Source organism: Vibrio renipiscarius, from assembly GCF_000827885.1.
GTDB lineage: Bacteria > Pseudomonadota > Gammaproteobacteria > Enterobacterales > Vibrionaceae > Vibrio > Vibrio renipiscarius.
Map to the genome: position 1 here is coordinate 152,159 of NZ_JTKH01000025.1, position 22,834 is coordinate 174,992.

General features: G+C 43.2%; 14 protein-coding genes. 7 read left to right on the forward strand and 7 right to left on the reverse strand.

Features of this window, described 5'->3' with window-relative positions; all coding sequences use genetic code 11:
• The first annotated feature begins 88 nt into the window (after positions 1–88).
• On the forward strand, positions 89–1,849 hold the full coding sequence (locus OJ16_RS18940; protein WP_040992982.1) for a sodium:solute symporter family transporter: 1,761 nt from the start codon (positions 89–91) through the stop codon (positions 1,847–1,849).
• Positions 1,850–2,009: 160 nt separating this feature from the next.
• Here OJ16_RS18940 and OJ16_RS18945 read toward each other — a convergent pair whose 3' ends face one another.
• Complete coding sequence (locus OJ16_RS18945; RefSeq protein ID WP_372151578.1) at positions 2,010–2,264, reverse strand: DUF3297 family protein; 255 nt, start codon at positions 2,262–2,264, stop codon at positions 2,010–2,012.
• Between the two features lie 491 nt (positions 2,265–2,755).
• Here OJ16_RS18945 and OJ16_RS18950 point away from each other — a divergent pair, with 491 nt between their 5' ends.
• From OJ16_RS18950 to OJ16_RS18975, 6 genes are all read left to right on the forward strand, one after another.
• Entirely contained in the window at positions 2,756–3,712 is a 957-nt protein-coding gene (locus tag OJ16_RS18950) for a helix-turn-helix transcriptional regulator (RefSeq protein ID WP_040992987.1), read from the forward strand.
• 49 nt (positions 3,713–3,761) lie between these two features.
• Positions 3,762–5,399 (forward strand): dynamin family protein, encoded by a 1,638-nt coding sequence (locus OJ16_RS18955; protein WP_040992988.1) that lies wholly within the window; start codon positions 3,762–3,764, stop codon positions 5,397–5,399.
• Positions 5,400–5,405: 6 nt separating this feature from the next.
• Positions 5,406–9,071 carry a patatin-like phospholipase family protein gene (locus OJ16_RS18960; protein WP_082030290.1) on the forward strand — a complete coding sequence of 1,222 codons (3,666 nt, stop codon included), beginning with the start codon at positions 5,406–5,408 and terminating at the stop codon, positions 9,069–9,071.
• 8 nt (positions 9,072–9,079) lie between these two features.
• The gene (locus tag OJ16_RS18965) at positions 9,080–10,249 is read left to right on the forward strand and encodes a tellurite resistance TerB family protein (RefSeq protein ID WP_040992992.1); all 1,170 of its coding nucleotides are present in this window, start codon (positions 9,080–9,082) and stop codon (positions 10,247–10,249) included.
• Positions 10,250–10,375: 126 nt separating this feature from the next.
• Positions 10,376–12,622, forward strand: coding sequence for a dynamin family protein (locus OJ16_RS19655; protein WP_052810358.1), 2,247 nt, complete (start codon positions 10,376–10,378; stop codon positions 12,620–12,622).
• 199 nt (positions 12,623–12,821) lie between these two features.
• Positions 12,822–14,306: a hypothetical protein gene (locus tag OJ16_RS18975; RefSeq protein ID WP_040992994.1), complete on the forward strand. Its 1,485-nt coding sequence runs from the start codon at positions 12,822–12,824 to the stop codon at positions 14,304–14,306.
• A 145-nt stretch (positions 14,307–14,451) separates the two neighbouring features.
• On the opposite strand, the gene OJ16_RS18980 is transcribed toward OJ16_RS18975, so the two are convergent.
• The 6 genes from OJ16_RS18980 to OJ16_RS19005 form a co-directional block, all read right to left on the reverse strand.
• Positions 14,452–15,330: an NAD(P)-dependent oxidoreductase gene (locus OJ16_RS18980; RefSeq protein ID WP_040992996.1), complete on the reverse strand. Its 879-nt coding sequence runs from the start codon at positions 15,328–15,330 to the stop codon at positions 14,452–14,454.
• Positions 15,331–15,775: 445 nt separating this feature from the next.
• The gene (locus OJ16_RS18985) at positions 15,776–16,732 is read right to left on the reverse strand and encodes an AEC family transporter (RefSeq protein WP_040992998.1); all 957 of its coding nucleotides are present in this window, start codon (positions 16,730–16,732) and stop codon (positions 15,776–15,778) included.
• A 170-nt stretch (positions 16,733–16,902) separates the two neighbouring features.
• The gene (locus tag OJ16_RS18990) at positions 16,903–18,687 is read right to left on the reverse strand and encodes a sodium:solute symporter family transporter (RefSeq protein WP_040992999.1); all 1,785 of its coding nucleotides are present in this window, start codon (positions 18,685–18,687) and stop codon (positions 16,903–16,905) included.
• Between the two features lie 563 nt (positions 18,688–19,250).
• Positions 19,251–20,138 carry a DMT family transporter gene (locus tag OJ16_RS18995; RefSeq protein ID WP_040993001.1) on the reverse strand — a complete coding sequence of 296 codons (888 nt, stop codon included), beginning with the start codon at positions 20,136–20,138 and terminating at the stop codon, positions 19,251–19,253.
• A 19-nt stretch (positions 20,139–20,157) separates the two neighbouring features.
• Positions 20,158–20,874 (reverse strand): 3'-5' exonuclease, encoded by a 717-nt coding sequence (locus OJ16_RS19000; RefSeq protein WP_040993003.1) that lies wholly within the window; start codon positions 20,872–20,874, stop codon positions 20,158–20,160.
• The gene (locus tag OJ16_RS19005) at positions 20,874–22,739 is read right to left on the reverse strand and encodes a putative nucleotidyltransferase substrate binding domain-containing protein (RefSeq protein WP_040993005.1); all 1,866 of its coding nucleotides are present in this window, start codon (positions 22,737–22,739) and stop codon (positions 20,874–20,876) included. Before OJ16_RS19005 ends, OJ16_RS19000 begins: the two co-directional genes overlap by 1 nt.
• Positions 22,740–22,834 lie beyond the last annotated feature (95 nt).

The following is a 22,834-nucleotide window of genomic DNA, read 5'->3' on the forward strand; positions in this document are numbered from 1 at the left end:
CAATAAAAGATTATTGTAGTACAAATGAATTTGCGAACACGTTAGTCTAGGTTCCATAGAATAATCACACTCTAAAAAGGCTGAAAAAATGACTATTGATACTTTCGTTGTTCTTGCCTACTTCTTCTTTTTAATCGCGATTGGTTGGATGTTCCGTAAATTTACAACCTCAACCAGTGATTACTTTAGAGGGGGCGGCAAGATGTTATGGTGGATGGTAGGGGCTACCGCCTTCATGACCCAATTTTCAGCATGGACGTTTACCGGAGCCGCAGGACGCGCATTTGATGATGGCTTTGTCGTTGTCATACTCTTCTTAGCCAATGCTTTTGGCTACTTCATGAACTACCTTTATTTCGCACCAAAATTTCGCCAGCTTCGCGTTGTCACAGCGATTGAAGCGATTCGTCAACGTTTTGGTAAAACCTCAGAGCAGTTCTTTACCTGGGCAGGCATGCCAGACAGTTTAATTTCTGCGGGTATCTGGCTTAATGGTCTCGCGATTTTTGTTGCCGCGGTATTTAATATTCCGATGGAAGCGACGATTGTCGTGACAGGGTTGGTGCTTATCCTCATGGCGGTGACAGGCGGCTCATGGGCTGTTGTTGCTTCTGATTTCATGCAGATGCTGGTCATTATGGCCGTCACGATCACTTGTGCGGTTGCCGCCTATTTCAATGGTGGTGGTATCGGAAACATCGTGAACAACTTCCAAGGCGATTTCATGCTTGGAAATAACTTAAACTACATCAGTATCTTTGTTCTTTGGGTTGTGTTCATCTTTGTTAAGCAGTTTGGCGTGATGAATAACAGTATCAATGCGTACCGCTACCTATGTGCTAAAGACAGTGAGAACGCAAGAAAAGCGGCGGGGCTCGCTTGTGTTCTGATGATTGTTGGGCCAGTTATTTGGTTCTTGCCACCTTGGTATGTAGCGGCATTCATGCCTGACTTTGCTGAGCAATACGGTTCGGTAGGCAGTGATGCGGCGTACCTTGCGTTTGTGCAAAATGTGATGCCAGCAGGTATGGTTGGCTTGCTAATGTCTGCGATGTTTGCAGCAACGATGTCTTCAATGGATTCAGGACTGAATCGTAACGCAGGCATCTTCGTGATGAACTTTTATAGCCCGATAGTCAGACCACACGCAAACCAGAAAGAGTTGGTTATCGTGAGTAAAGTGACGACGATTATGATGGGATTGATCATCATTGGTATCGGTCTATTTATTAACTCTCTACGCCATCTAAGTCTATTTGATATTGTGCTTAATGTGGGCGCGTTAATTGGCTTCCCGATGCTTATTCCAGTGCTACTGGGTATGTGGATTCGCAAAACACCCGATTGGGCGGGTTGGGCAACGTTAGTGGTTGGTGGTTTTGTTTCTTACATCTTTGGTATTTCACTACAAGCACAAGACATAGAGAACTTTTTCAATCTAGAACACGCGCTTACCGTACGTGAATGGTCTGACTTGAAAGTGGGGCTTAGTCTCGCGGCGCACGTGGTGTTTACCGGTGGCTTCTTTGTCCTTACAACGCGTTTCTACAAAGGTTTATCTCCTGAGCGTGAGCAAGAAGTCGCGCAGCTGTTCGAAAACTGGAATACACCGCTTGTTGCCGATAGTGATGAGCAAAAGAACCTCGATACGAAACAGCGTGGCATGCTTGGTAAACTGATCAGTGTTGCCGGTTTTGGCATTCTAGCGATGGCGTTAATTCCAAATGAACCAACCGGTCGATTGCTGTTTATTCTGTGTGGTTCGATTGTCTTAACCGTGGGTGTTTTACTGGTGAATGCTGCAAGAAGTTCTACGCCGACAAAGGCGATGGCAAACCCTGACAGCTAATCTTAACGGACGACATCACTCTTGAAAGCATCGTCCTATTGGGGCGATGTTTTTTCATGCGGTGTTTCGTTTTAAAAGACATCGATATAAACAAAAAGGCCTAGATTTCTCTAGGCCTTTCTATTATTTGAAACCAAGGTTTCTGCATGAACGAAACGATTTAAACGTAGTACGCTTCAACCGTGCCTTTTAGCGTAATTAGGATTGGCTGGCCACGACGGTCAAGCGCTTTAGGTGAAGGGATTTTAACCCAACCTTCACTCACGCAGTACTCTTCAACGTCAGTACGCTCTTTACCGTTTAGACGAATACCGATTTGGTACTCAAAGCACTCTTCAACAAAGTAAGGGCTGCGTGGATTGCCTGCTAGGTGATCTGGCAATTCTGGACGAGTTTTGTTTTCGCTCATGTTCATATTCTTTAGAAAATAAAAAGTGCGTCATTGTAGTCAATCTAGGGCCAGCGCTCAACATCTCTGATCCAACAATCCCCACTTATCGTTAAATTTTCCTACGCATCGCTTCACTCTGCTCGGTTAATGCGCACGGGACGCATGTGCTGTATAGCGGATCGTCTTTTTTGTTGGCTTGACGAGCAATGTGAGATTTAAGACGTATCTAGCGAATATGCAATAGAAAATAGGGTTAGATTGATTTTTGAACAGTTATCTGCGACGCAATTTGTCGCAGGTCGCAATATGATATTTTCGTTGCTCTTCTCGTGAGTAACTTATTTAACTATTTAATTTTAGAGAGTATAAACGAATTTGCCGAAGTTAAATGGCATTGTATGCGATTAATGAAAAAGGCCTATTCGTGGGCGGTTAAGCGCATGCCCTTGGATGAGTTTCTGTTTGACGCGTTTCGATTGAATCGCTTTGAAATTTAGAAGGTTTAGGTCGCATTAATGTCAAAACGATCCAGTACTCAAGACTCTGTCGCGTTAGCGTTTGAGTTGTTAAAACGAATCCCAAGATCTTATCAAATTACTGCACGTGAATTGCATCAACAACTTCAACATATAGGTATAGATAGGGATTTACGTACCATTCAACGCAATCTTGAAATGTTGTGTACCCATTTCGATATTATTCGCGATGATCGTAATAAGCCTTATGGTTATCGTTGGAGCAAGCATGCCGGTGGTTTGGCCTTACCCACGTTGTCAGCACAAGACGCACTATTGCTGAGCTTAGCAGAGCAATATTTATCCAATCTCTTACCTACTAATTTGACACATTCATTCAGTGGTTTCTTTGAAGAAGCAAGGCAGAGACTAAGCCCTGTTACATCAAATACTAAAGAGCGGGAATGGTTGCAAAAGGTCAAGGTCGTCAGTGATGGGCAACCTTTACTTCCTCCTCAAGTTTGTTCCGATGTATTTAAAAGCGTGAGTGAAGCCTTGTTTCATAATCGATTGCTCAATATTGAATATCATAATGCTAAGCAAGATAAAAAATCGGGTCTCGTAATGCCACTTGGACTCGCCCAGCAGGGCACGCGTTTGTATTTGGTGTGTCGATTTGATGGTTATGAGAATGAACGCAGTGTGGCAGTTCATCGTGTAACGAAAGCTACCGTATCAACGTTCAATTTTGAACGACCAAAAGATTTCAAACTAAGCCAATACGATGCCGATGGACGCTTTGGTTTTGGTGAGGGTAACCGATGTAAGGTGAAATTTTCCATCACTAAGTCGATTGGAGAACACCTTTTAGAGTCGCCTTTGTCACTTGATCAACAAGTGCAAGTGTTGCCCCAGTACTATGTTATATCGGCAACGGTTGTGGAGTCATTACAGCTCAAGCGTTGGTTAGCCGGATTTGGCGATGATGTTCATAGTGTTGAAATAACCTCAATTTAAGTGTTCGCCCACCGTTTACTCAACGGACGAACCAGCAGGAAAGCGAATAATGGATTTAGAGAGTTTAATGAATGGCCATATGGAGCCTTCGAAGGAAGTAAACTCTGCACAGAAAAAAAACGATGTTGCACATGGTAATCCCTATTTAGACGATGCCGAACTTGGTTTGAAACTGTGTTCTGATCTGATTGCTAAACCAAATAAAAATAGCCCAGCTGATCAGCTAGTCGATGAAATCGGCGTAATAATTGGAACTGATTTTCTCTCTCATACAGAAGATGACGATAACCGCGCGGGGGCAAAGACTTATGCTCAGTTACTGCAGTGGCATAATTTGTTGGCTGAAGTGATGGCATTCCCTCAATTGCAGCAGAGCTATACCGTTGCTGTGGGGGGCTCGTTTAGTGCGGGAAAAACCCGCTTTCTAAACACAGTTCTGGGTTGTCCATCTTTATTACCCGTAGATACAACACCGACGACGTCGATCCCAACTTATCTTTATAAAGGCCAAAGTAATCGCATTGATGCGCTGAATTTTTACGGCAAGAAAACTGAAATTGATGAGCATGGATTAAAAGCAATTTGTCATGCTTTTAATCAGAAGTATCAAGTCACCTTTAGCCATATTCTGCAATTATTGGCGGTCGAGCGAGTGGAATTTAAATACGCTAATCTAATTTTCTTAGATACCCCAGGCTACAGCAAAGCTGACAATATAGCAGCAACTGAACAGAACACTGATGAGAATATTGCACGGTTACATTTAAGATTAGCTGACTACCTGATTTGGTTAGTGGATCACCAAAATGGCACCGTACCACAGCCGGATATTGAGTTTTTACAAAGTCTCGATCTTAAGCAGCCCATTTTGGTGGTGATGAGCAAAACGGACAAAAAACCAAAGTCAGAAATTGAGAAAATTATCGAGATCGCAAAGCAAGATTTGGATGCTGCTGAAATCAACTATGTCGATGTGATTGGTTATTCAGCAGCGCAAGACAGTGAAATTTCGGTGGATGGCGAACGACTCAGCGAGTTTATTTCACAGGTAAATACGGGCTCTCAAGGTTCCACGTTGCAGTGGCAGCTCAATCAAATTTTTGGTCAGTATCACAACCATTACCATTCTAGCCAGCAGTCGTTAAAACTCTCTTATTCCACCATCAATGAGTTGATTTTTGACGAAATGATCAGTGAAAGCAAGAAGAGTCACTTGCGCGATTTCCATAAAAAGACCAAAGCGAATTTAGATGCGTTGCAGGCGCAAAATTCCGCTTCAAACACGATATACAATGAAATAAATCAACGACTTGTGATCCTTTGTCAGTGTAGGGGTATTGTACTTTCCGATAGGCCTACCGCAATACAAATCAGTGCGTTGAGAAAAAAAACGCCCCAAAGCGAACAAGAAACGTTTTGCTTTGATGCTTTATTACAAGGCAAGCAAACCGCGCTTGCCGATCTCGCTAATCTGAATGAATTGGATGGTGAGGTGGTGAAGGCTAATGCGTTGGGGTTATCGATTCAAATAACCAAAGCTCCAGAGATAGAAGTTATGGTGCTTAAAAACGTGATTACAAAGATGGCTCCGAATGCTGACTACGCAAAATTTTGTGTGGGCCAACGGGTGAATGTGCAGATCATTAATGATAGAAGAGCCGTTGTCTCTTTGGTTGTGGAAATTTAAGGGACTATGATGAGCAAACTAGGTATTGTTTTTTCTGGTGGCGGTGGCAAAGGAGCCTATGAAATTGGCGCATGGAAAGCGTTAAATGAATATGGCATCGATGCAAATGTAGAAGCTGTCGCGGGTACGTCGGTAGGTGCCTTAAACGCCGCACTTTTTATTCAAGGTGACGTTGCTGCGGCTGAGCAGCTTTGGCGAGGCATTACTCAAGATCAAGTCTTAGTGATGAACAAAGACAACTTAGCAAAAAAAACCGCGACGATGGCCTCTCTATTTTTTACCCCTTCATTGATTGCACGAGCGGTCTTGGCGGCAACAAACTTAGCGGGCTCACAAGGCTTATTTAATCAAACCGGATTGAAGAAGCTGATTGAGCAAAGTGGCGCTTGTAACAAAGTCGAAGCGTCTCACATCCCGTTGCACATTTGTAGTTTAAATAGTGATAGCAAAGCGTTGGAATACCCAGCCCTAAACGGCCTGCCTGCGAGTGAAGTAAGCCAGTGGTTACTCGCGTCGGCGGCGATTCCGTTGGTTTTCGATGGTATCGAAATCGGTGATAGCGTCTATTATGATGGCGGGGTATTGCCCGGTGAATACAGCGATAACACCCCATTTGAAATATTGATTAGCCAGCATCAATGTACCCATATCATTAACCTCTATCTTGAGCGCAGTCCTCAAATGGCGTTGTCGCAAAAGGCTTTTCCGAATGTGCGATTTTGGAACATTGTGCCAACGCGAGATTTTGACGGTGTGATTGCACCGTTAAATTTCACCCCTGAAAATGCGGCTAAACTGCTTGATGAAGGCTATGAAGATGTAAAGCGGATTTTGGAACAGTTTAAAGCGTTTCAAGATTCAGAAGAGCGTTATCTGGATGCGGTGATCGACTACGCCCAATCGGAGCAGGCATTTTCTGGCCAAGTTGATCTCAATCAACAATTGAGAAACAACGAGGTAAGCCAGTACGACAACTTAAAGCAAATCACACAGCAACTCGGCAGTGAGATTGAGCAGCAAGAACAGAGTTTGATTGATGCAGGGCTTGATCGCCTAATCGAAGAGATGCAAGAGAACTCGGCTGAACTGCTTGATGAAGCCTTTACTGCAATCACTACGCTTGCGTCAACAGAAGGTATGATAAACACCCAACTTGAGCAAAGCCGTTTCGGTCGGATACTAGGTAATTTAACCGGCAGTAACAATGCTCGGCAGGCTGAGGTTAATTATGGCCTCAATCGAGCGGTATACGCAAATCAGCAACTAATTCAAAAGCTCAATCATAAGAATATGCTGACAATGGAAGCGGTTGCTTCACTGTCGAACAAAACCAATTATCTGATGAAGCATGTCAATGTGTTGTATGGCAGTGTTCAATTGGTCGAACAAAGGGTTAACCGTTCGTTAAGTTTAATGAAAAGTGGTTTTGAGGCGTTAGAAGTGGAACTAACGCATCGTATCGACCATGTTGAAAAGAGAATTGAAAACTTAGAGCGCAACAGCCTGATTAACGATTGGTACCACAATGTGGTAGCACAAACAATACATTGCAATCCATACCAGACGTTGCTGCATACCACGGCAAGTTTTTACGTTACCTCAGGCCGCTCTTGGAGTAATACCGAACTGGCAAGATACACCAATGCACTAAGTGCGCTTCATTTGTCTGATGAGCCGCTCATTCCTGCCGCGTTAATTTGGCAATCCCAAACGGGTGTGTTTCTCAATGAAATAGATAGCCAATACATTTTACCGCTAGCGCCGCAAAGGCAATCTCATTTTCCACTCCTCAAAGGCATTCAAATGGCCGATGAGCAAGTAGAGGGCCATGATGTTCTGACTGAGCTAGAAAGCGAACTGAAACTCAATTTGTTCGCACAATGCAGTGCCCGAGATTTGGGGTTAGAGCTACTCAATGCATTGCGTCAAAATGATCGCAGGACGCCTTGCAATACCGTCAAACAAAATAAAAATCAGACTTACTTATTACCAAGCGGTAAGTACGCTTCAACGCTGCAAAACCAGTGGCTAAATGTGATTGCTCAAGCCAATGATCTTAATGAAGCTAATTTACAGCATCAAGGTATTACTGCCGATCTTGCCTATCTGACTCGGAAAATTGAAGAGTTTAAGGTGGTTATTCCACTTATCGGTAAGTTTTCATCCGGCAAGAGTCACTTACTTAATCGTTATCTGGGCAACGATTACCTAAAAACGAACATCGCCCCTGAAACTGCCGTGGCAACAGAGCTTCGTTACGGTGACATTGAGCAATTCACCATTCATTACCTTGATGAACAAACCAGCGTGACCTACCCACAGCAAGTATTGTCAACGTTTCAGCTAAGTGAGCAAGTGGCGTATATCTCGCTTGAACTATGCAATAAACGGTTGAAAAACCGTAGTAACTTAACGCTGGTGGATATGCCAGGGTTTGATGCGAGAAATATCTCCCACCATAAAGCGATAGCCACCTATCTTGAGCGAGGAGACTATTTTATTAATTTGCTCCCCGCAGATATACCATTTGATGCCAGTGTGATTGAACAGTTAGAAGAGATTTACTTCGATCATGGTAAGGCTGTGCACTGTTTACTATCTAAATCCGCACGTAAATCCCCCTCAGATTTGACGCGAAGTATAGAGCAGGTACAGCACTCTCTAAGTGAGAGGTTGCAATACGAAGTGTCAGTCGGTTGTATTGAAACGGTGGATAAGAACGCCTATAGCATTAGCGCATTTGAAGCGCTGATTGATGAGGCGGCTAACCAATTTGATTCATGCCTAATGTCTCGCTACCAAGTCGCAGTTGATGAGGTGTTGCAAGCTCTGCAGCATCATTTACGTATTAAGGCCACCTATGCTGGCAATAGCGAGGCAGAAATCGAACAAGAGATCACCTCGTTAACACAACGGTTTACTGACAAAGAGCGGCAGCTTATCCAGGCGTTAAGCGAGACTCAGTATAATTTGTGCAGTGTTGGCAAAGAGTCGTTATCCCACAAAGTAGCCAAGGAGCTGAATAATCATGCTGGGCAATTAGCCATCGCGGCAAACAGTGGCAACGTGCCTGATAAGTTAACCAGTCTCGTTCGGCCTATCGTTCAAAATGAGCTCGATTATCTCATCAAGCAAGAGCTTGAACGGCTTGGGCAACAACTGAAGGTTGAAGAGAGTCCTTCGCTGTCTGATATTCATGTACAGATTGATCTTCCTCAGTTAGAGAAAGAGGCATTCTCAATGAAAGTTGGGGCGATCACCGGCGCTATCATTACCGTCTTCCTCGGCCCGATAGGTGGTGCGGTTGTCGGTCTTCTTGGTGGTATTTTGGGCCGAAAAGATAATGAAAATGCATGTACCCAACAGATTGATGAGCAGATCCGCAATCAAGTGATCCCACAGGCTGTCAGCCAGATCATGCATGAAATAGAGTGCCATCTCGCTAAGATTGTTGGGCAATTGGGCCAACAACTTCACGCAAATCTCGCGCTGGAGAAGCAAGAGCACGATAAGCAGCTGAAACAATTACAGGAGCAACATAGACACCACAACACTGAATTTACGCAAATGCAGCAGCAACTGGCTGCGGCCTTAGGCCACGTGGTAGCACTAATAAACAATGAAACTACCCATATAAATGAAAATTTTATTACGAATGAATTTACCAATTAGGAATCGTCATGATTGATATTTTAGATGTGATCAATGAAGCAACAAAAGAAGCCAATGCATTTGAAAACCATGCCGCCAAGGGGTTGAGTTTAGAAGAGCGCGTGCTTTACTTGCAAGGGCTAGCATTGGTGATGAATGCCGATGGTGATATCGATCAAAAAGAAAAAGAATACCTCCGAATTTTGATTAAATCATTTGAGTTGGATGAATCGATCTTAGACAGCTTAGTCGAATTTGGCCAAGCTCCAGACAAAGATACCGTTCAAGCCTTTTTCCGCACGTTTAGACGCCGCCCAATTGCACAGTTATTTTTGTTTGACGCACTCATGATGACCCGCCGTGATGACAACATCGACGATCGTGAAAAAGCCGTAGTAGATAAAATTGCCGAGCAACTCGAAGTATTACAAGGCACATACCAAGATATTTATGATCTGTTCTGCCACATCAAAAATAAAGATTGGGATGAGAGTGCGCTTTATTTTTCAAGCCATCTACTAAACCCGGAACATTTTAAACATCTGCTGGATTACTTTGAAGTCGATTTTGAAGAGTTGATGAATCGAACTGTAGAATTGCGAAAAGACAGAATAATAAGGATTCTAAAAGAAAAGATAACGCCTAATTTTGATAGTGAAACACCAAAATTAAGATTGTCGGCAGAAGTTTTATTGCCTCTTCTACAAAGTTGTTTAGACCGTAGAGAGATTTCAATTATTGGTAATTCGATGATATTTGATGAAATAAATGAAGTCACTTTGTCTGAGTTAAACCTATATTACAATCAAGAAGCACGTTCGTTAAGTTTAGCTATGAATGGTGATGTATGCAATGAGATGATTCTTAAGAAGTGGTCTAGTGTTATAGGGCTTGATGGTTTAGATGTTTGTAATATTATTTGGGGGAGCGTCAATGAAATGGTCGTATATGGAACTGCTGATATTGAATCGCCTCAATTGATTAAACTTAGTCGCGCTTACAAGAAAGGACAGTATATATTGTTTGATGGATATTTGTGGGAGTATAAAGATGTTAGTCGATACAATATATACAACCAAAATCAATTAGTGATTAAAACACTGTCGTCAAGTTTTGATGATGTAAAATCATTTATGTTGAAATATAGTCTTGATGATGATGATAGTAAGGGTCGTTTGGCGAAAGTTAATTTGTTTTGATTTTTTGAGCTTTTCAATGATGTTGTGTAATCGTGATTCTGCTGAGGTTTTGTATTTTAAGTCTAACGATTGGTAATGACTTGTATTAAAACAAATAGTATTTGCAATGTAACTTAAGGAGTGGTTGTGGTTGATTTTATTAGTGCGTCAGGATGTGAAGATTTTATTTGTAATGTTAGCGTTAAATATAGCAAGCATCTAGATTCTATTAATGCCAACTTGATTGATGAACTTTCAAATTTGGCGGATGTTTTCAAAAATGACGCTATCCATGCCGAAGAAGAAAACCGCTTGCTCCGCATCGGCATTGTTGGCCAAATTAAACGTGGAAAATCCTCATTTTTGAACAGTTTATTGTTTGATGGTGAAGACATACTGCCAAAGGCTGCTACGCCGATGACAGCGGCATTAACCAAAATTAGTTATAGCGAAAACCCGAGAGCGTCGGTTGAGTTCTATACTCGTAAAGAGTGGGATAAGGTGCTCGAACAAGCTAAACAGGTTGCTGAGGTTAATGCTGTTTACCAAGGTGAACTTGTAGAATATCAAAATAGTCAAAATACGGGTGTGAGAGGTAAGGGCGTTCGTCCACCTAGGCCGCCTAAACATTCTGATGAAGCGACGTCATGTTTTGAGCTTTATCAAATGATGCAGCGCTCAAACATTTGTGTTGAAGAGTACTTAGACCAAACTCATGTTATTGATAATGTCAGCTCTAACGAACGTTTAGTTGCCGATCTTGAACCCTACGTAGGAGCCAATGGAGCATTTACACCAATCGTGAAAAGCACCTCGCTGGAGCTTTGTCTTGAGGGGTTAAAAGACATTGAGGTAGTCGATACGCCGGGGATGAATGACCCTATTATCTCACGTGGTCGCCGAACTCAGGAGTTTCTTGGTCAATGTGATGTGATTTTCTTATTAAGTTACTGCGGTCAGTTTCTTGATATGCATGATATGGCGCTATTGGCACAAAACATCCCTAATAAGGGAATCGAAGAGATTGTACTTATTGGCTCGTTGTTTGACAGCGCGTTAATGGATGAGTACCAAAACTATGCCTCGATTCAAGAGGCGCTACCCGCGCTCACACGTAAACTCAATGATGCCGCAACGGGCAATGTTGAGTCGGTTTGCCGACAAGACGCACAAAACAATGGTGGTCAATCTCATTTAATGCGCACATTGCAAAATGCGTTACCGCCTATTTTTGTTTCTGCGCGTTGCTATGATCTTGCCCGAAAAGCTAACCAGTTGAATGAGGAAGAGAGCCATACCCTTAATCGACTAAATACTATGTATGAAGGTTTTACCTTTACACCTGACATCTTGCATGCACTCGCCAATTTTAAAAAAGTTGACGCTAAGCTAGACGCTATTCGAGAAAATAAGGTGGCAATTCTAGAAAGCAGACTCGATAATTTACTTGCGGGTGTGCAACGAGAATTGGTTCAAAAGCTTGATGCGATGAGGCAAGACATTAGCCACAAGCAACGCAATTTGGAGCGAGGCGATCTGGTTAAGATGGAAGCCGATCGTAAAGCGTTGACGCAGAAAATTGAAGCTGGAACGGCGCGCATAAAAATGGTGTTTGATAAGCAGCATGTTCAGGTTGAAAAGTTCCTCAACACGGCGCAAATGAATATTGCACAAGATGCGCTGGCCGTTAAACGAGTCAGTTCTCAAAGCGGAGCGAGAGAGGAAGCTTATACAACATCTCATCAAGTGAGTGATTCTGACTGGTGGAATCCGTTCAGTTGGGGCTCTACTCGTACGGTCGCATCCACTCACTATCGAACAGTCAACTATACCTATGCCAATGTGCAAGATGCGGTATTAAAGCTTGAAGAGTTTGTCCAGCATGTTAGTGGTACTCTCTATACCGCAAGTCAAAATGCCATCAATGTGAATCAATTCAGAGAAGAGATAAAACAGGCGGTAAAAGGGCTGTTTGATTTTTCAGATGCAGATTTTGACCCAGAAATGATTCTATTGCCTTTAAGCAATACAGTAGAGAGGATCACGATTTCCACAATAAGCTTAGATCTCGACCATCATATACACCTTATTCGTCAGCAATTTTCAGTCAATGAAGTTGAAGGTGATGAAATTGAACAGCTAAGAGTGGAACAGGCGAGAGTTGTGACGCTTTTACTTACTGATATCAAGGCTGAAATGGATAGGTGCTCGACTGAAATGCTCGGTAAATTGTCTCATGAAGAGCAGAAGTTTATTCCTGATCTCACCTGTGGTCTCCACGGCAATGTGGAGCAATTAAAACGCGACCTTGAGGATAAAGAAAAAGCATTTGGAGAGTACGCTAAAATACTCAAAATCATCGAAGATGATAAACAGCGATTGCTTATCGCGTAAATGGAAAAACCACCAATTCTGGTGGTTTTTCCTGCATGTTTTTTTGACTACTTACTTATCTAGATTGCTATAACTAAACTTTTTAATTAGGTGCGACACATCCTGTCATACAGGGCGTTATATTGAATTCAAAGAAATCCAAAGTCCGGTTTAATTGAAATGGCTTGGATAGGAAGATAAATAACAATAGGGTAAAAAGATGAAATGTATTCACAGGTTGGCTCTTTTAAGTGCGGCTATATCGTTATTAGTGGGATGTGGTGGTGGAAGTGGCAGTAGTGATAGTAATGATGGAGATGGCAACACGAAACCTGAAGTTGGCACAACTTTAAAAGGCAAAGCGATAGATGGCTATATTATTGGCGCCACCGTTTTTCTTGACCTTAATTTTAACAAAGTGAAAGACGCTAACGAACCGAGCACCATTACGCGAGAAGAAGGGGATTTTGACCTAAATATTCCTGATTTATATGTTAAGTGCGCGCAATATGTTCCATTGGTGGTCGATGTACCCGTCGGTGCGGTGGATACCGATTTTCCGAATACGCCAATAGAAAATGCCTACTCAATGGTTTTTCCACCTCAATTTGCGTTGAGTACAGACCAAGATTTACTCAACTTGACACCACTGACATCCGTGGTTTGGAAGCAAGTTGAACAAGAACTGCGTCAAGAACAAACGAGTGCTTTATCGTGTGACACGATATTAGCTGCGCAAGATTTACGTGAGGATATTACTCGCCGCTTGGGTGACCAAGAGGAGCGAGTCGCGAGTCGATATAATATTACGGTCGAGGAATTGTACGGCGATTATGTAGAGTCAGGTGATATCGAACTTCATCAAAAAGCTCAAGCTTTGGTGCCTGCTCTGCAAAAATCATACGAGGAAACTAAGCGTATTGTAGACGAAAATCCTAATGCGGACTTTGCGTGGGTAGAGTATTTTTACGGCGAGTGGGATAGCACAAGCAGCGCTTATAATGATGATTGGTATCGCTACGAAATGGTACAGACTTCAAATGGTAATTTTAATTCTGTCACAATGCTCATGTCGGATGACCTTAATACTGAGTTGAGCGTCTTTAATCAGAGTGAGATGACAACCATACAGCGCGATGGTGTGAATATCGAACACGTTGTTCATATTGAAAAGTCGGGGTTGAATGAGTACGACTGCTTGAATGATGAATGGCTAGAAACGATTGAGCTGCAATCATCGGGTGTCAGAAATTATACTTATTCTACGGTACAGGATTGGAGCAGCTGTAAAAGTGCAGGCAGTGCGATAGTGACTCAGTCGCTGGTTACAAAAGATCACCAAGATCCGGATTTATTCAATACGACTGAGCATGTCTTTTTAGATAATAATGACAGTGAATTTAATCATTTAATTGGAGTCAGCGATACCGTAACAAAAGCTGATTTGACACCTGTCAGGACGGTTATCAACACTGATTTCTATAGTGAGGATGCACATGGTTCGGATAGTTGGCTTAGAACAAGAAGTGTTTTTAGTGAAGATCTAGACCAACCTGCGCAGATCATGACGAGCCATGACCAGGATGGCCAATGGACGCGCTTTACTCGCTTTCATAACGGTACTCATAAAAACGAATGCGGAGAGAGCGAAGATTCTTTGTCTGTGGAGCAGTGTCATGCGACCCACACTGAATCTGTGATTTAGCGGGTTATCCCCGTCTTACTTGAAGTTATTTGGGGCTAGGTTTTCATTTATTGGTGAATAAAAAAAGAGGCTGAATGATGAATCATTCAGCCTCTTTAATATCATTAATGCGTCAACGCATCATGCATTCGTTCTGGAAATAGGATTACTTGTTTAGTGTTTTGAAGTAATCGAAGATTTCAGGAACATTGCCGTTGCTAAGACCTGCGTCTAGAGCAGCTTGAAGGTTAGCAGATGAACCTTCAGCGATTAGAGATTGAGTACCTAGGTCTTCAACCATCTGTAGGAAGTAACCTAGATCTTTGTTTGCGTTTGCAATTGAGAAACCTAGATCGCTTACACCGTCAACCGCGTAGTTTTTGCAGAAGTGCATGAATGGTGAGTTTGATGGACCCGTAGACATGATGTTGAACAATTGTTGACGATCAACGCCAGCAAGTTCAGCAACCGCAAATGCTTGAGACATTGCACATACTGTCGTCATACCCATGAAGTTGTTGATCAACTTAGTTGTATGACCAGCGCCTAGCTCACCTAGGTGGAATACGTTTTCACCTTGCTCGTCAAGAACAGGTTTCACTTTGTTGAACGTTTCTTGGTCGCCAGCTGCCATGATGTTTAGCAAGCCATCTTTTGCGTGAGCAGGAGTACGGCCAAGTGGCGCATCGATCATGCCAGCGCCTTTCGCTGCAAGGTCTGCACCGATTTTACGAGTTGAAGCTGGAACAGAAGTACCGAAGTCAACAAGCACTGCGCCTTCTTTAATACCCGCAAGGATACCATCTTCTGCGTAAACCAATTTTTCAACAACCGCTGAAGTGGTAAGGCAAAGCATTACGATGTCACTTGCTTCAGCCAATGCTTTTGCTGATGTTGCTTCAGTTGCACCACGAGCAACAGTTGCTGCTACTGCTTCTTTGTTTAGATCCATAACAACTAGGTCGTAACCTTTGTTTTGTAGGTTCTCAACCATGTTGCCGCCCATAAGGCCAAGACCGATGAAACCAATAACAGGTTTTGTCATGTTACACTCCAAATATACTATTGTATTACTAATTGTCTTTTGATGTGGCTAGGATATAAGGATGGGTCTATTAAATCAATCGTAGATTGTATTTAATTGCTTCAAGAGTCTCGTTTTATGATCTATGCCCGATGTTTCGCGTTTTTTTGTGTAGAAACTGCGAGCTTTTGAGCGTTGTGTATGCTTGCTAAACATAATGTTGATAGGCTTTTGATGCGTTTTTTGTCTGTTTTGGCGACGCAAAGCAAATTTTCTGGCCGCGAGGTATCTCCCCGAGTTGATGAGCCAAAACAGGACTTAAATCGGTGCTGTTCCTCAGCGGTTGTGTCTTAATAGCCGATAGCCGCGCATTATGCATGGTCAGTATTTTATTCATTTATAATACAAATTAAGGGCACTATGAGGCATGTAAGTCTAAGACGGTCTCGATAACACAAAGGTTTTTCTAAATAATGTTATAGCTATTCAGGATAATGATGCCGACCGTGCAGGTTATTGTGGATGCAAGAGTCGTAATGGCAATCATATTGGCTGCCAGTGGCGCATTTCCATTCATTGCTCGCGCCATAACATAGCTGGCCGCGGCGACCGGGGCGGCATTCATAAAGAATAAAATACCGAGCTCGATGTTGCTAAAACCCAAATAAATTGCACCGGAAGTGATCAGTAGGGGCGCCAGTATTAATTTGTAGCTGGTGGAAAAGGCGGACGCTCCGATGTTTTTCGTCATTGCATTTAAATCCAGTGCGCCTCCGGTACATAACAAGGCGAGCGGCAGGGTCATTCTTGCAAGATAATCGCCAGTCACGATGGCGATGTTTGGTACGGGAATCGAGAGTAAGTTGACGCAAAGCCCGGCTAAGATGGAGAGAATTAAAGGATTTCTGGTGAGGGTGCGAATAAGCACTTGCCACACTTTGGTGGTGGAATCTTGTCCCACTTTTGTCAAGCAAAGCACAGCTTGAATATTATAAACAAAGGTCAGTGCGGCAACATAGAGAGCAGCAATACCGAGTCCCTTGTCACCATAGGCATTTGCGACATAAGCAATCCCTATAATCCCCGTGTTTGCACGAAAGCTACCTTGGATAATGACCCCTTGATCGGGAGAGCCAGAGAACAAACGGCGAGCGGTGAGTGTTGTAAAAACGAAAAAGAGAATATTCGTCACCACGGCGTAGCCAATAAAGAGGCTGGCGGACGAAAAGTTATGCTCCCCGCCAACAATACTTAAAAATAGCATGGCGGGTAGGGTGATTTGGAAAACCAGCTTGGAGGCGATCTCGATGAAGTTATCATTGATCAATTGGATTCGTTTGAGTATGACCCCTAGTATTAGCATCAAGCATATTGGCCCGGTAATCGAGAGCGAAAATTGCAGTTGATACAGCAGATTTGTCATGATTATCTTTCCTTGCTACGAAGCGCCGCTTCGTTTGGTGCTCTTTCTTTATACTGGAAGGTCGAAGAGGTGATAGCAACAAGTATGTTGATTCACCTGTGCCCCAATATAAAGAAAGAGCGGTTGAATATTCAACCGCCCAGTATTTAAACGATGACTCTAACTAAGAGTTAACCTTGTGTTGCTGTTTCGCTTGCTGCTTCGGCATCGACTTTGCTATCAACGGCTTTCATTAGAAGCACACCAACACCAAGAACGATAACACCACAGAATACGAAGATCATTCGGCCCCAGAATAGGTTTGGTAGTAGAGCCATTGTCATGACACCCACACCCGATACCGCAATCAGTGAACCAAGCATATGACGCTGTTTGTTATCCAGTTTTTTCTGCTCTGTCGAATCTGCAACCAAAGGTGTTTCTAGGTTGTCGAAGAAACGGTCTACGTCGTTTTGACGTTTTTCTGGCAACGGCTTGTAGAATAGCGTTGAAAGAGCAAAGAAACCTGCAGTGAACACTAAGTGACCAATTAGACCAACCGCTACTTTTAGGTCAGACCATTCACGACCGGTTAGTGGCTGTAGGTCAAACCAACCTTGGACCATTTCTGCTGTGATAATGAAACCAACGAAGTAAGAAACGAAACCACCGACAACCAGCGTACCCCAACCAGCCCAATCTGGCGTTTTCTTAATAAAGAAGCCACAGAAAGCAGGGATAGTCATAGGGAAACCGATTAGGGCGCCCACATACATCATGGTATCAAATAGGCTTAGGCCTTTTAGCGAGTTGATGAATAGCGCGATTAGGATGATAGCAATACCAAACACGGTCGATGTAATCTTCGATACAAACATCAATTCTTTTTCAGTCGCGTTAGGACGTAGAATTGGTAAGTAGAAGTTCATTACAAAGATGCCAGAGTTACGGTTTAGACCCGAATCCATTGAAGACATCGTTGCTGCAAACATTGCAGAGATCAGTAGACCAACCATACCTGCAGGCATGTAAGTTTCTACGAAGTATAGGTAAGCAAAGTCACCGGCTTTTGAACCTGCTTCAGGGTAATGAGCAGCGAGATCAACACCTTGGCTTGCGATGAACCATGAAGGCGTGAACCAAATGAATACACCCATTGTCATTAGCACACATGCAAGTAGAGCGGCTTTTTTCGCGTTCTTCGAGTCTTTTGCTGCTAGGTAACGGTGACAGTTCAACATGTTGTTGTTGATAGAGAACTGCTTAAGGAAGATAAACACAGCCCAAATACCAAAGATGCTTAGGTAGTTAAGGTTGTTGCCTGATACAAATGATGCGTTTTCTTGTACTGGGAAGTTAGCAATGATTTCGCCAATGCCACCACCTTTAACCATCGCAACCACGGCACACGTTACGGTAACCGCCATGATGATGACCATTTGCATAAAGTCAGAAGCGATTACTGCCCAAGAACCGCCAGTTACCGACATCAGAAGTACAACCAGACCAGTAATCCAGATCGTTGTGCTCATTTCAAAGCCAAAGATGCCTGATGCAATGATCGCAAGACCGTTTAGCCAGATACCTGCTGAAATAACGCTACTTGGCATACCTGACCAAGTAAAGACTTGCTCGTTAAAGTTACCAAAACGCATGCGAATAGCATCAATCGGAGTCACGACGCGCAGTTGGCGGAATTTAGGCGCGAAGTACAGGTAATTCATTAGGTAGCCGAATGCATTCGCAAGGAAGATAACGGCAACGGCAAAGCCATCTGTATAAGCTTTACCCGCAGCACCGGTGAACGTCCAAGCACTGAACTGGGTCATAAATGCAGTTGCACCTACCATCCACCAGAGCATGTTACCGCCCCCACGGAAGTAATCACTGGTTGTACTTGTAAATGCACGAAACATCCAACCTATCGCGATAAGGAATAGGAAATAGATGCCAACAATAAAGGTATTGAGTTCCATTGTTTAGGTCTTCTCTGAGTTATCTATGTATGCAGCGTATAATATCCATCTAAATTATTATTTGTACTACAATAACTCAATTGTGTGAGCAAAGATGGAAAGCTGAAAATTTAAAATTAGCGCGCTGAGAGCTGACGTCTTGCGGTTTATAAGGATTAAATAAAAAGCACTTATAAAACAACAAGTTATTTTTATTGATTAATTTAAAAATAATGAACCAATAACGTTTATCGTCATGATAATAAATTTAAATTATACATACTCATTCTTTTGTATGATTAATTGATTTGGGTTTTTGCGTGTTTTTCCATCAATCACGCGGGTATTAGGCAGGATTGCGCGTGTGTTGTTTCGTTGATGTTGCCTTTATGTGGTGAGTTGTTGTGTGTTGATGCACATAGCAACTCGGCTCATCAGCTCAGATCGCGAAAAGGCAACCCGTTGAAAGGAGGAAATTCACAGGGGATCGACAGCAGAGCGCTTAAAATTGGATTGGATTTCTGTGTACAACAAACCGTGGATGTTGGTTTGTGTACACAGGGAAAATGAGAGAGGGGGTGTTGCTATAAGTTATCTTGCGGAGCCGCAATAGGGGATGGCTTTACTCGCAATAGTTTTCGCCATTGAATCGGCATCATTGGTAAAACGATAAGAAGGATGCCGAATACGGTGAGAAGATCGGGTATCTCATCGAACCAAATCACGCCAAAAAATGTCACAAAGGCGAGACCCGAATATTCAGCCAGTGCGATTTGGCTTGCTGGGGCGCGTTTGAATGCTTTTACGACAAGCGCATGATAAGCGAGTACAAATAGATTAATCGCAATGATCCACATAAGGTGCGTCCAGGTAATACTCTGCCATTCAGGAACCGCTAAGATAAGAGCGGGTGGCAGTGTCATCACTGTTGTCCAAAATAAAGTATTAATCAGAGATTGCTCAGCCGGCATGCGTCGAATCAATATGTTACCAATCCCAATGGCCGCCGCACTGCCGAGTGCAATGATCGCAGCCCAGTGAAAGTGCTCTGGCCTTAGAACGATCAGTACGCCCATAAAGCCAACAATCGTACCCAGGATTTTACCCTTAGAAGGCTTCTCACCTAAAAATATGATCGATAAAGGCAGCACCAATAGTGGTCCGACATAAAAAATGGCATTGGCCGTTGCCAGAGACAGATGGGTAATCGCTACCATTGCGCTGGCACTGCCAATTAAAATTAACTGAGCGCGCCAAAATGTAATCCAATCGCACCCCATCATTCGTTCTTTTTTATGTTGCTTGAACCAGAAGGGAGCAAGTAACAGTAAGCTAATAAATTGACGAATAAAGACATACTGAAAAGTGGGTACTTCACCGTTCAGCATTTTAAGAGAGACGTCGGAAAGTGATGCCACGAGATTCGCGAGCACGAGTAGCAAGATTGCACTTGAAACAGCTGGATTGGTCATAATGATAGGTCGTAGTCGGTTAAATACTGAGTCGGTAAAGAGAACTAATAGTGGTGTCGCCATTAGGGGCGATGCGTTTCATTTGTGCCAGCAACAGTTCAGCGGTCGCAACGGCATCAACAAGCGCGTTGTGGCCGTTATATTCAGGCAGCCCATAGCGGCTTCTTGTATCCGATAGGGTGACACTGCATTGATTTTGCTTGTTAATAATATTGTTTAAATTTTTTTCTATGTTGAGAGTATCAAACCAAATTAAAGGTGGTGGGCTTATGCCATAGGCACGCAATAAATATTGGTTAATGAAATTCTCTTCAATCATGCAGCCATGGGCCACAATGCATTTGTCTTCAGCAATAGCAAAAAAGGCCGCCATCGCATCATGTATGGTGATGCCATCGGTCAGCATTTGCGGAACGATATGATTGATGACCGCCGTCTCAGGCTTTATTTGCGAATCGGTGTTGATATAAAGATGCTGGCTACTAGCAAGATCAATCACCCCGTTATTGATCACGACCCAACCGATGGACAAAATTAAATCGTCTTCGCAATTCAAACCGGTTGTCTCAAGATCAAACACCACAAAAGAACGGTCTTTTGCTTTGATGTGATGATCAACAATCGGTTGAGTCAGTAGCGACCGCAAGGCATTGGGTAGAATGGTAGAGCTCACATAGTGACTGCGTTTGCGGTTGATTCGCTCATAAGGGTGAAAGTAACGTAATAGGCGCTTCATTAACGATTCCCAAAACGAATTTTCGCCGCATCTTGTAGGTCGGCGATAATACGAAACGCATCTTTAAGGTGCTTACGTTCAAAACTGCCAAAGCTGTTTGGATTAATATTATTATTCGGTGTTTCTCCATGCTTTAGCGCTTCCAGTTGGTGGTTAAAGCGGAAGGAAAGAATAAATTGATACGCACCGGTAATGTTTTTGTAACTGTCTTCGCTTAACACGCCTTTCTCAGACGCGACTTTAAACCGCTCCTCAGTCCCGGTTAAGTTACATTCCGCAGCTAATCCATAAATACGTGCTAAATCAATGATTAAGTTAATGGCGTATTTTTTAACATCTAATGTTTTCTTGTTTTCGCCAGAGGTCTCTAATACGAGGCTATTGAATATACCTAGAGGTGGTTTCGTGTTGACGGCATCTCTTACCAGCATACTAAGAAACTCGCGATTGTTGGCGATGTTGTTGTGTAAATCATCACGCAAAATGCTTTCGTATTCACTGTTACCGTAAATCGTGCGTATCTCAAGAAACACACTGATGTTGAGAAGGCGCTCATACTCAGGGTTTTCTACCCATTTTTTATAGTATTTCTTCCACACGCCCAGAGGTTGGCACCACTTAGGCGTCGCGGCCATGAACTTACCCGGACAAAGGGGATAATGACAACTGGCGAGGCCATTGGTAACGATCATCGCTAAGTGTTTAAAATAGATTTTGTCGCTGTCGGTCGCGGAATCGGCAAGGACAATCGCGCTGTCTTGGTCTGATAGCATATGCACTTCATTTCTCGCGTGAGATCCGGCGACAATCCAAGAAAAATCACAGGGAGGAGGGCCGAGCTTATCAATCGCGATTTGAATTAATCGGCGTGTGTATGCATCCATGATCATGGTCATGACTTTGCCGACAATTTCAGGGGAAACGCGCCCATCGATCAGTGCTTCAAAGATCGCTTGTCGTTCGGGCGTAAAACTGGCCATCGTCTTAACACTGCCCGCGTATTTGATTTTCTCAATCAAAAAAATGGCCTGTACACGGTGATTTTGGACAAGGTGCGTCGTCGTCAATAGCCCCACAACCTTGTTGTCTCTGACAAGCGGTAAATTACGGATATTAAATTGCATCATCATTGATGCCGCATGCAACACTAAATCGTCGGGTTTTACCGTCAATGGTGAGTGTGTCATCACGTCGGAAATTGGATTGCTGGTATTGACGCCATGCGCAATGACACGCTTCGTCATATCTCGATCCGTGATCAGACCAACGATTCGATCGTTTTCATAGATAACGGCACACGGGGAGCGTTGGGATAACATTTCGTTAGCGACAGATTGAATGCTTTGATCGGCGGTAACGACAGCAACATGGCCGCTGGCGACTTCTTCAACCCGACGAATAAACAAGCCTTTCTCTTTATTTGACCACACGACATCAAGCGCGGATTGCAAGCGCACTTGCGCTTGAGAGGCGAAATGCGTCGTCCATTCAGGGTAATGGCTAAATAGCGTGAGTAGGGCGGAATGGGGGATGATATAAAGCAGTGTGTTTTCAATCGCAATGGCTTGATAGCCATTCGCGTTATCCACTTCTTTATCTAAGAACGTAAACCCAAATAGATCTTCCGGTTCAAGTTTTGCACGCAATACGCCATCACTCTTTCGCTGCTCCATCGAGCCCGTTCGAATAATATAAAGTGCTTTTTCTTTATTGCTGCCATGACATAAATCGATAACCTCGCCTTTGGCCAGATAGGTGATTTGAACGTGAGCAGCCACATCCCGCAGACCCTTTTTTGGAATTTTATCAAAGGGGTCAATTTGGCTAATAAATTGGAGAATGTTGGGAAGCAATGACTCGGTCATAAAACACACAATAAAGTTAATTTGTAGTATTATATAACTTGTTGAGTGGAAGTCACAAACAGTTTATCGATGACGACAATAGAATGGGGGTAAGG

What these genes read in the sequence shown, in the direction of transcription:
- OJ16_RS18940 (WP_040992982.1), top strand. Translation starts at nt 89, where the DNA reads ATGACTATTGATACTTTCGTTGTTCTTGCCTACTTCTTCTTTTTAATC.
- OJ16_RS18945 (WP_372151578.1), bottom strand. Translation starts at nt 2,264, where the DNA reads ATGAACATGAGCGAAAACAAAACTCGTCCAGAATTGCCAGATCACCTA.
- OJ16_RS18950 (WP_040992987.1), top strand. Translation starts at nt 2,756, where the DNA reads ATGTCAAAACGATCCAGTACTCAAGACTCTGTCGCGTTAGCGTTTGAG.
- OJ16_RS18955 (WP_040992988.1), top strand. Translation starts at nt 3,762, where the DNA reads ATGGATTTAGAGAGTTTAATGAATGGCCATATGGAGCCTTCGAAGGAA.
- OJ16_RS18960 (WP_082030290.1), top strand. Translation starts at nt 5,406, where the DNA reads ATGATGAGCAAACTAGGTATTGTTTTTTCTGGTGGCGGTGGCAAAGGA.
- OJ16_RS18965 (WP_040992992.1), top strand. Translation starts at nt 9,080, where the DNA reads ATGATTGATATTTTAGATGTGATCAATGAAGCAACAAAAGAAGCCAAT.
- OJ16_RS18975 (WP_040992994.1), top strand. Translation starts at nt 12,822, where the DNA reads ATGAAATGTATTCACAGGTTGGCTCTTTTAAGTGCGGCTATATCGTTA.
- OJ16_RS18980 (WP_040992996.1), bottom strand. Translation starts at nt 15,330, where the DNA reads ATGACAAAACCTGTTATTGGTTTCATCGGTCTTGGCCTTATGGGCGGC.
- OJ16_RS18985 (WP_040992998.1), bottom strand. Translation starts at nt 16,732, where the DNA reads ATGACAAATCTGCTGTATCAACTGCAATTTTCGCTCTCGATTACCGGG.
- OJ16_RS18990 (WP_040992999.1), bottom strand. Translation starts at nt 18,687, where the DNA reads ATGGAACTCAATACCTTTATTGTTGGCATCTATTTCCTATTCCTTATC.
- OJ16_RS18995 (WP_040993001.1), bottom strand. Translation starts at nt 20,138, where the DNA reads ATGACCAATCCAGCTGTTTCAAGTGCAATCTTGCTACTCGTGCTCGCG.
- OJ16_RS19000 (WP_040993003.1), bottom strand. Translation starts at nt 20,874, where the DNA reads ATGAAGCGCCTATTACGTTACTTTCACCCTTATGAGCGAATCAACCGC.
- OJ16_RS19005 (WP_040993005.1), bottom strand. Translation starts at nt 22,739, where the DNA reads ATGACCGAGTCATTGCTTCCCAACATTCTCCAATTTATTAGCCAAATT.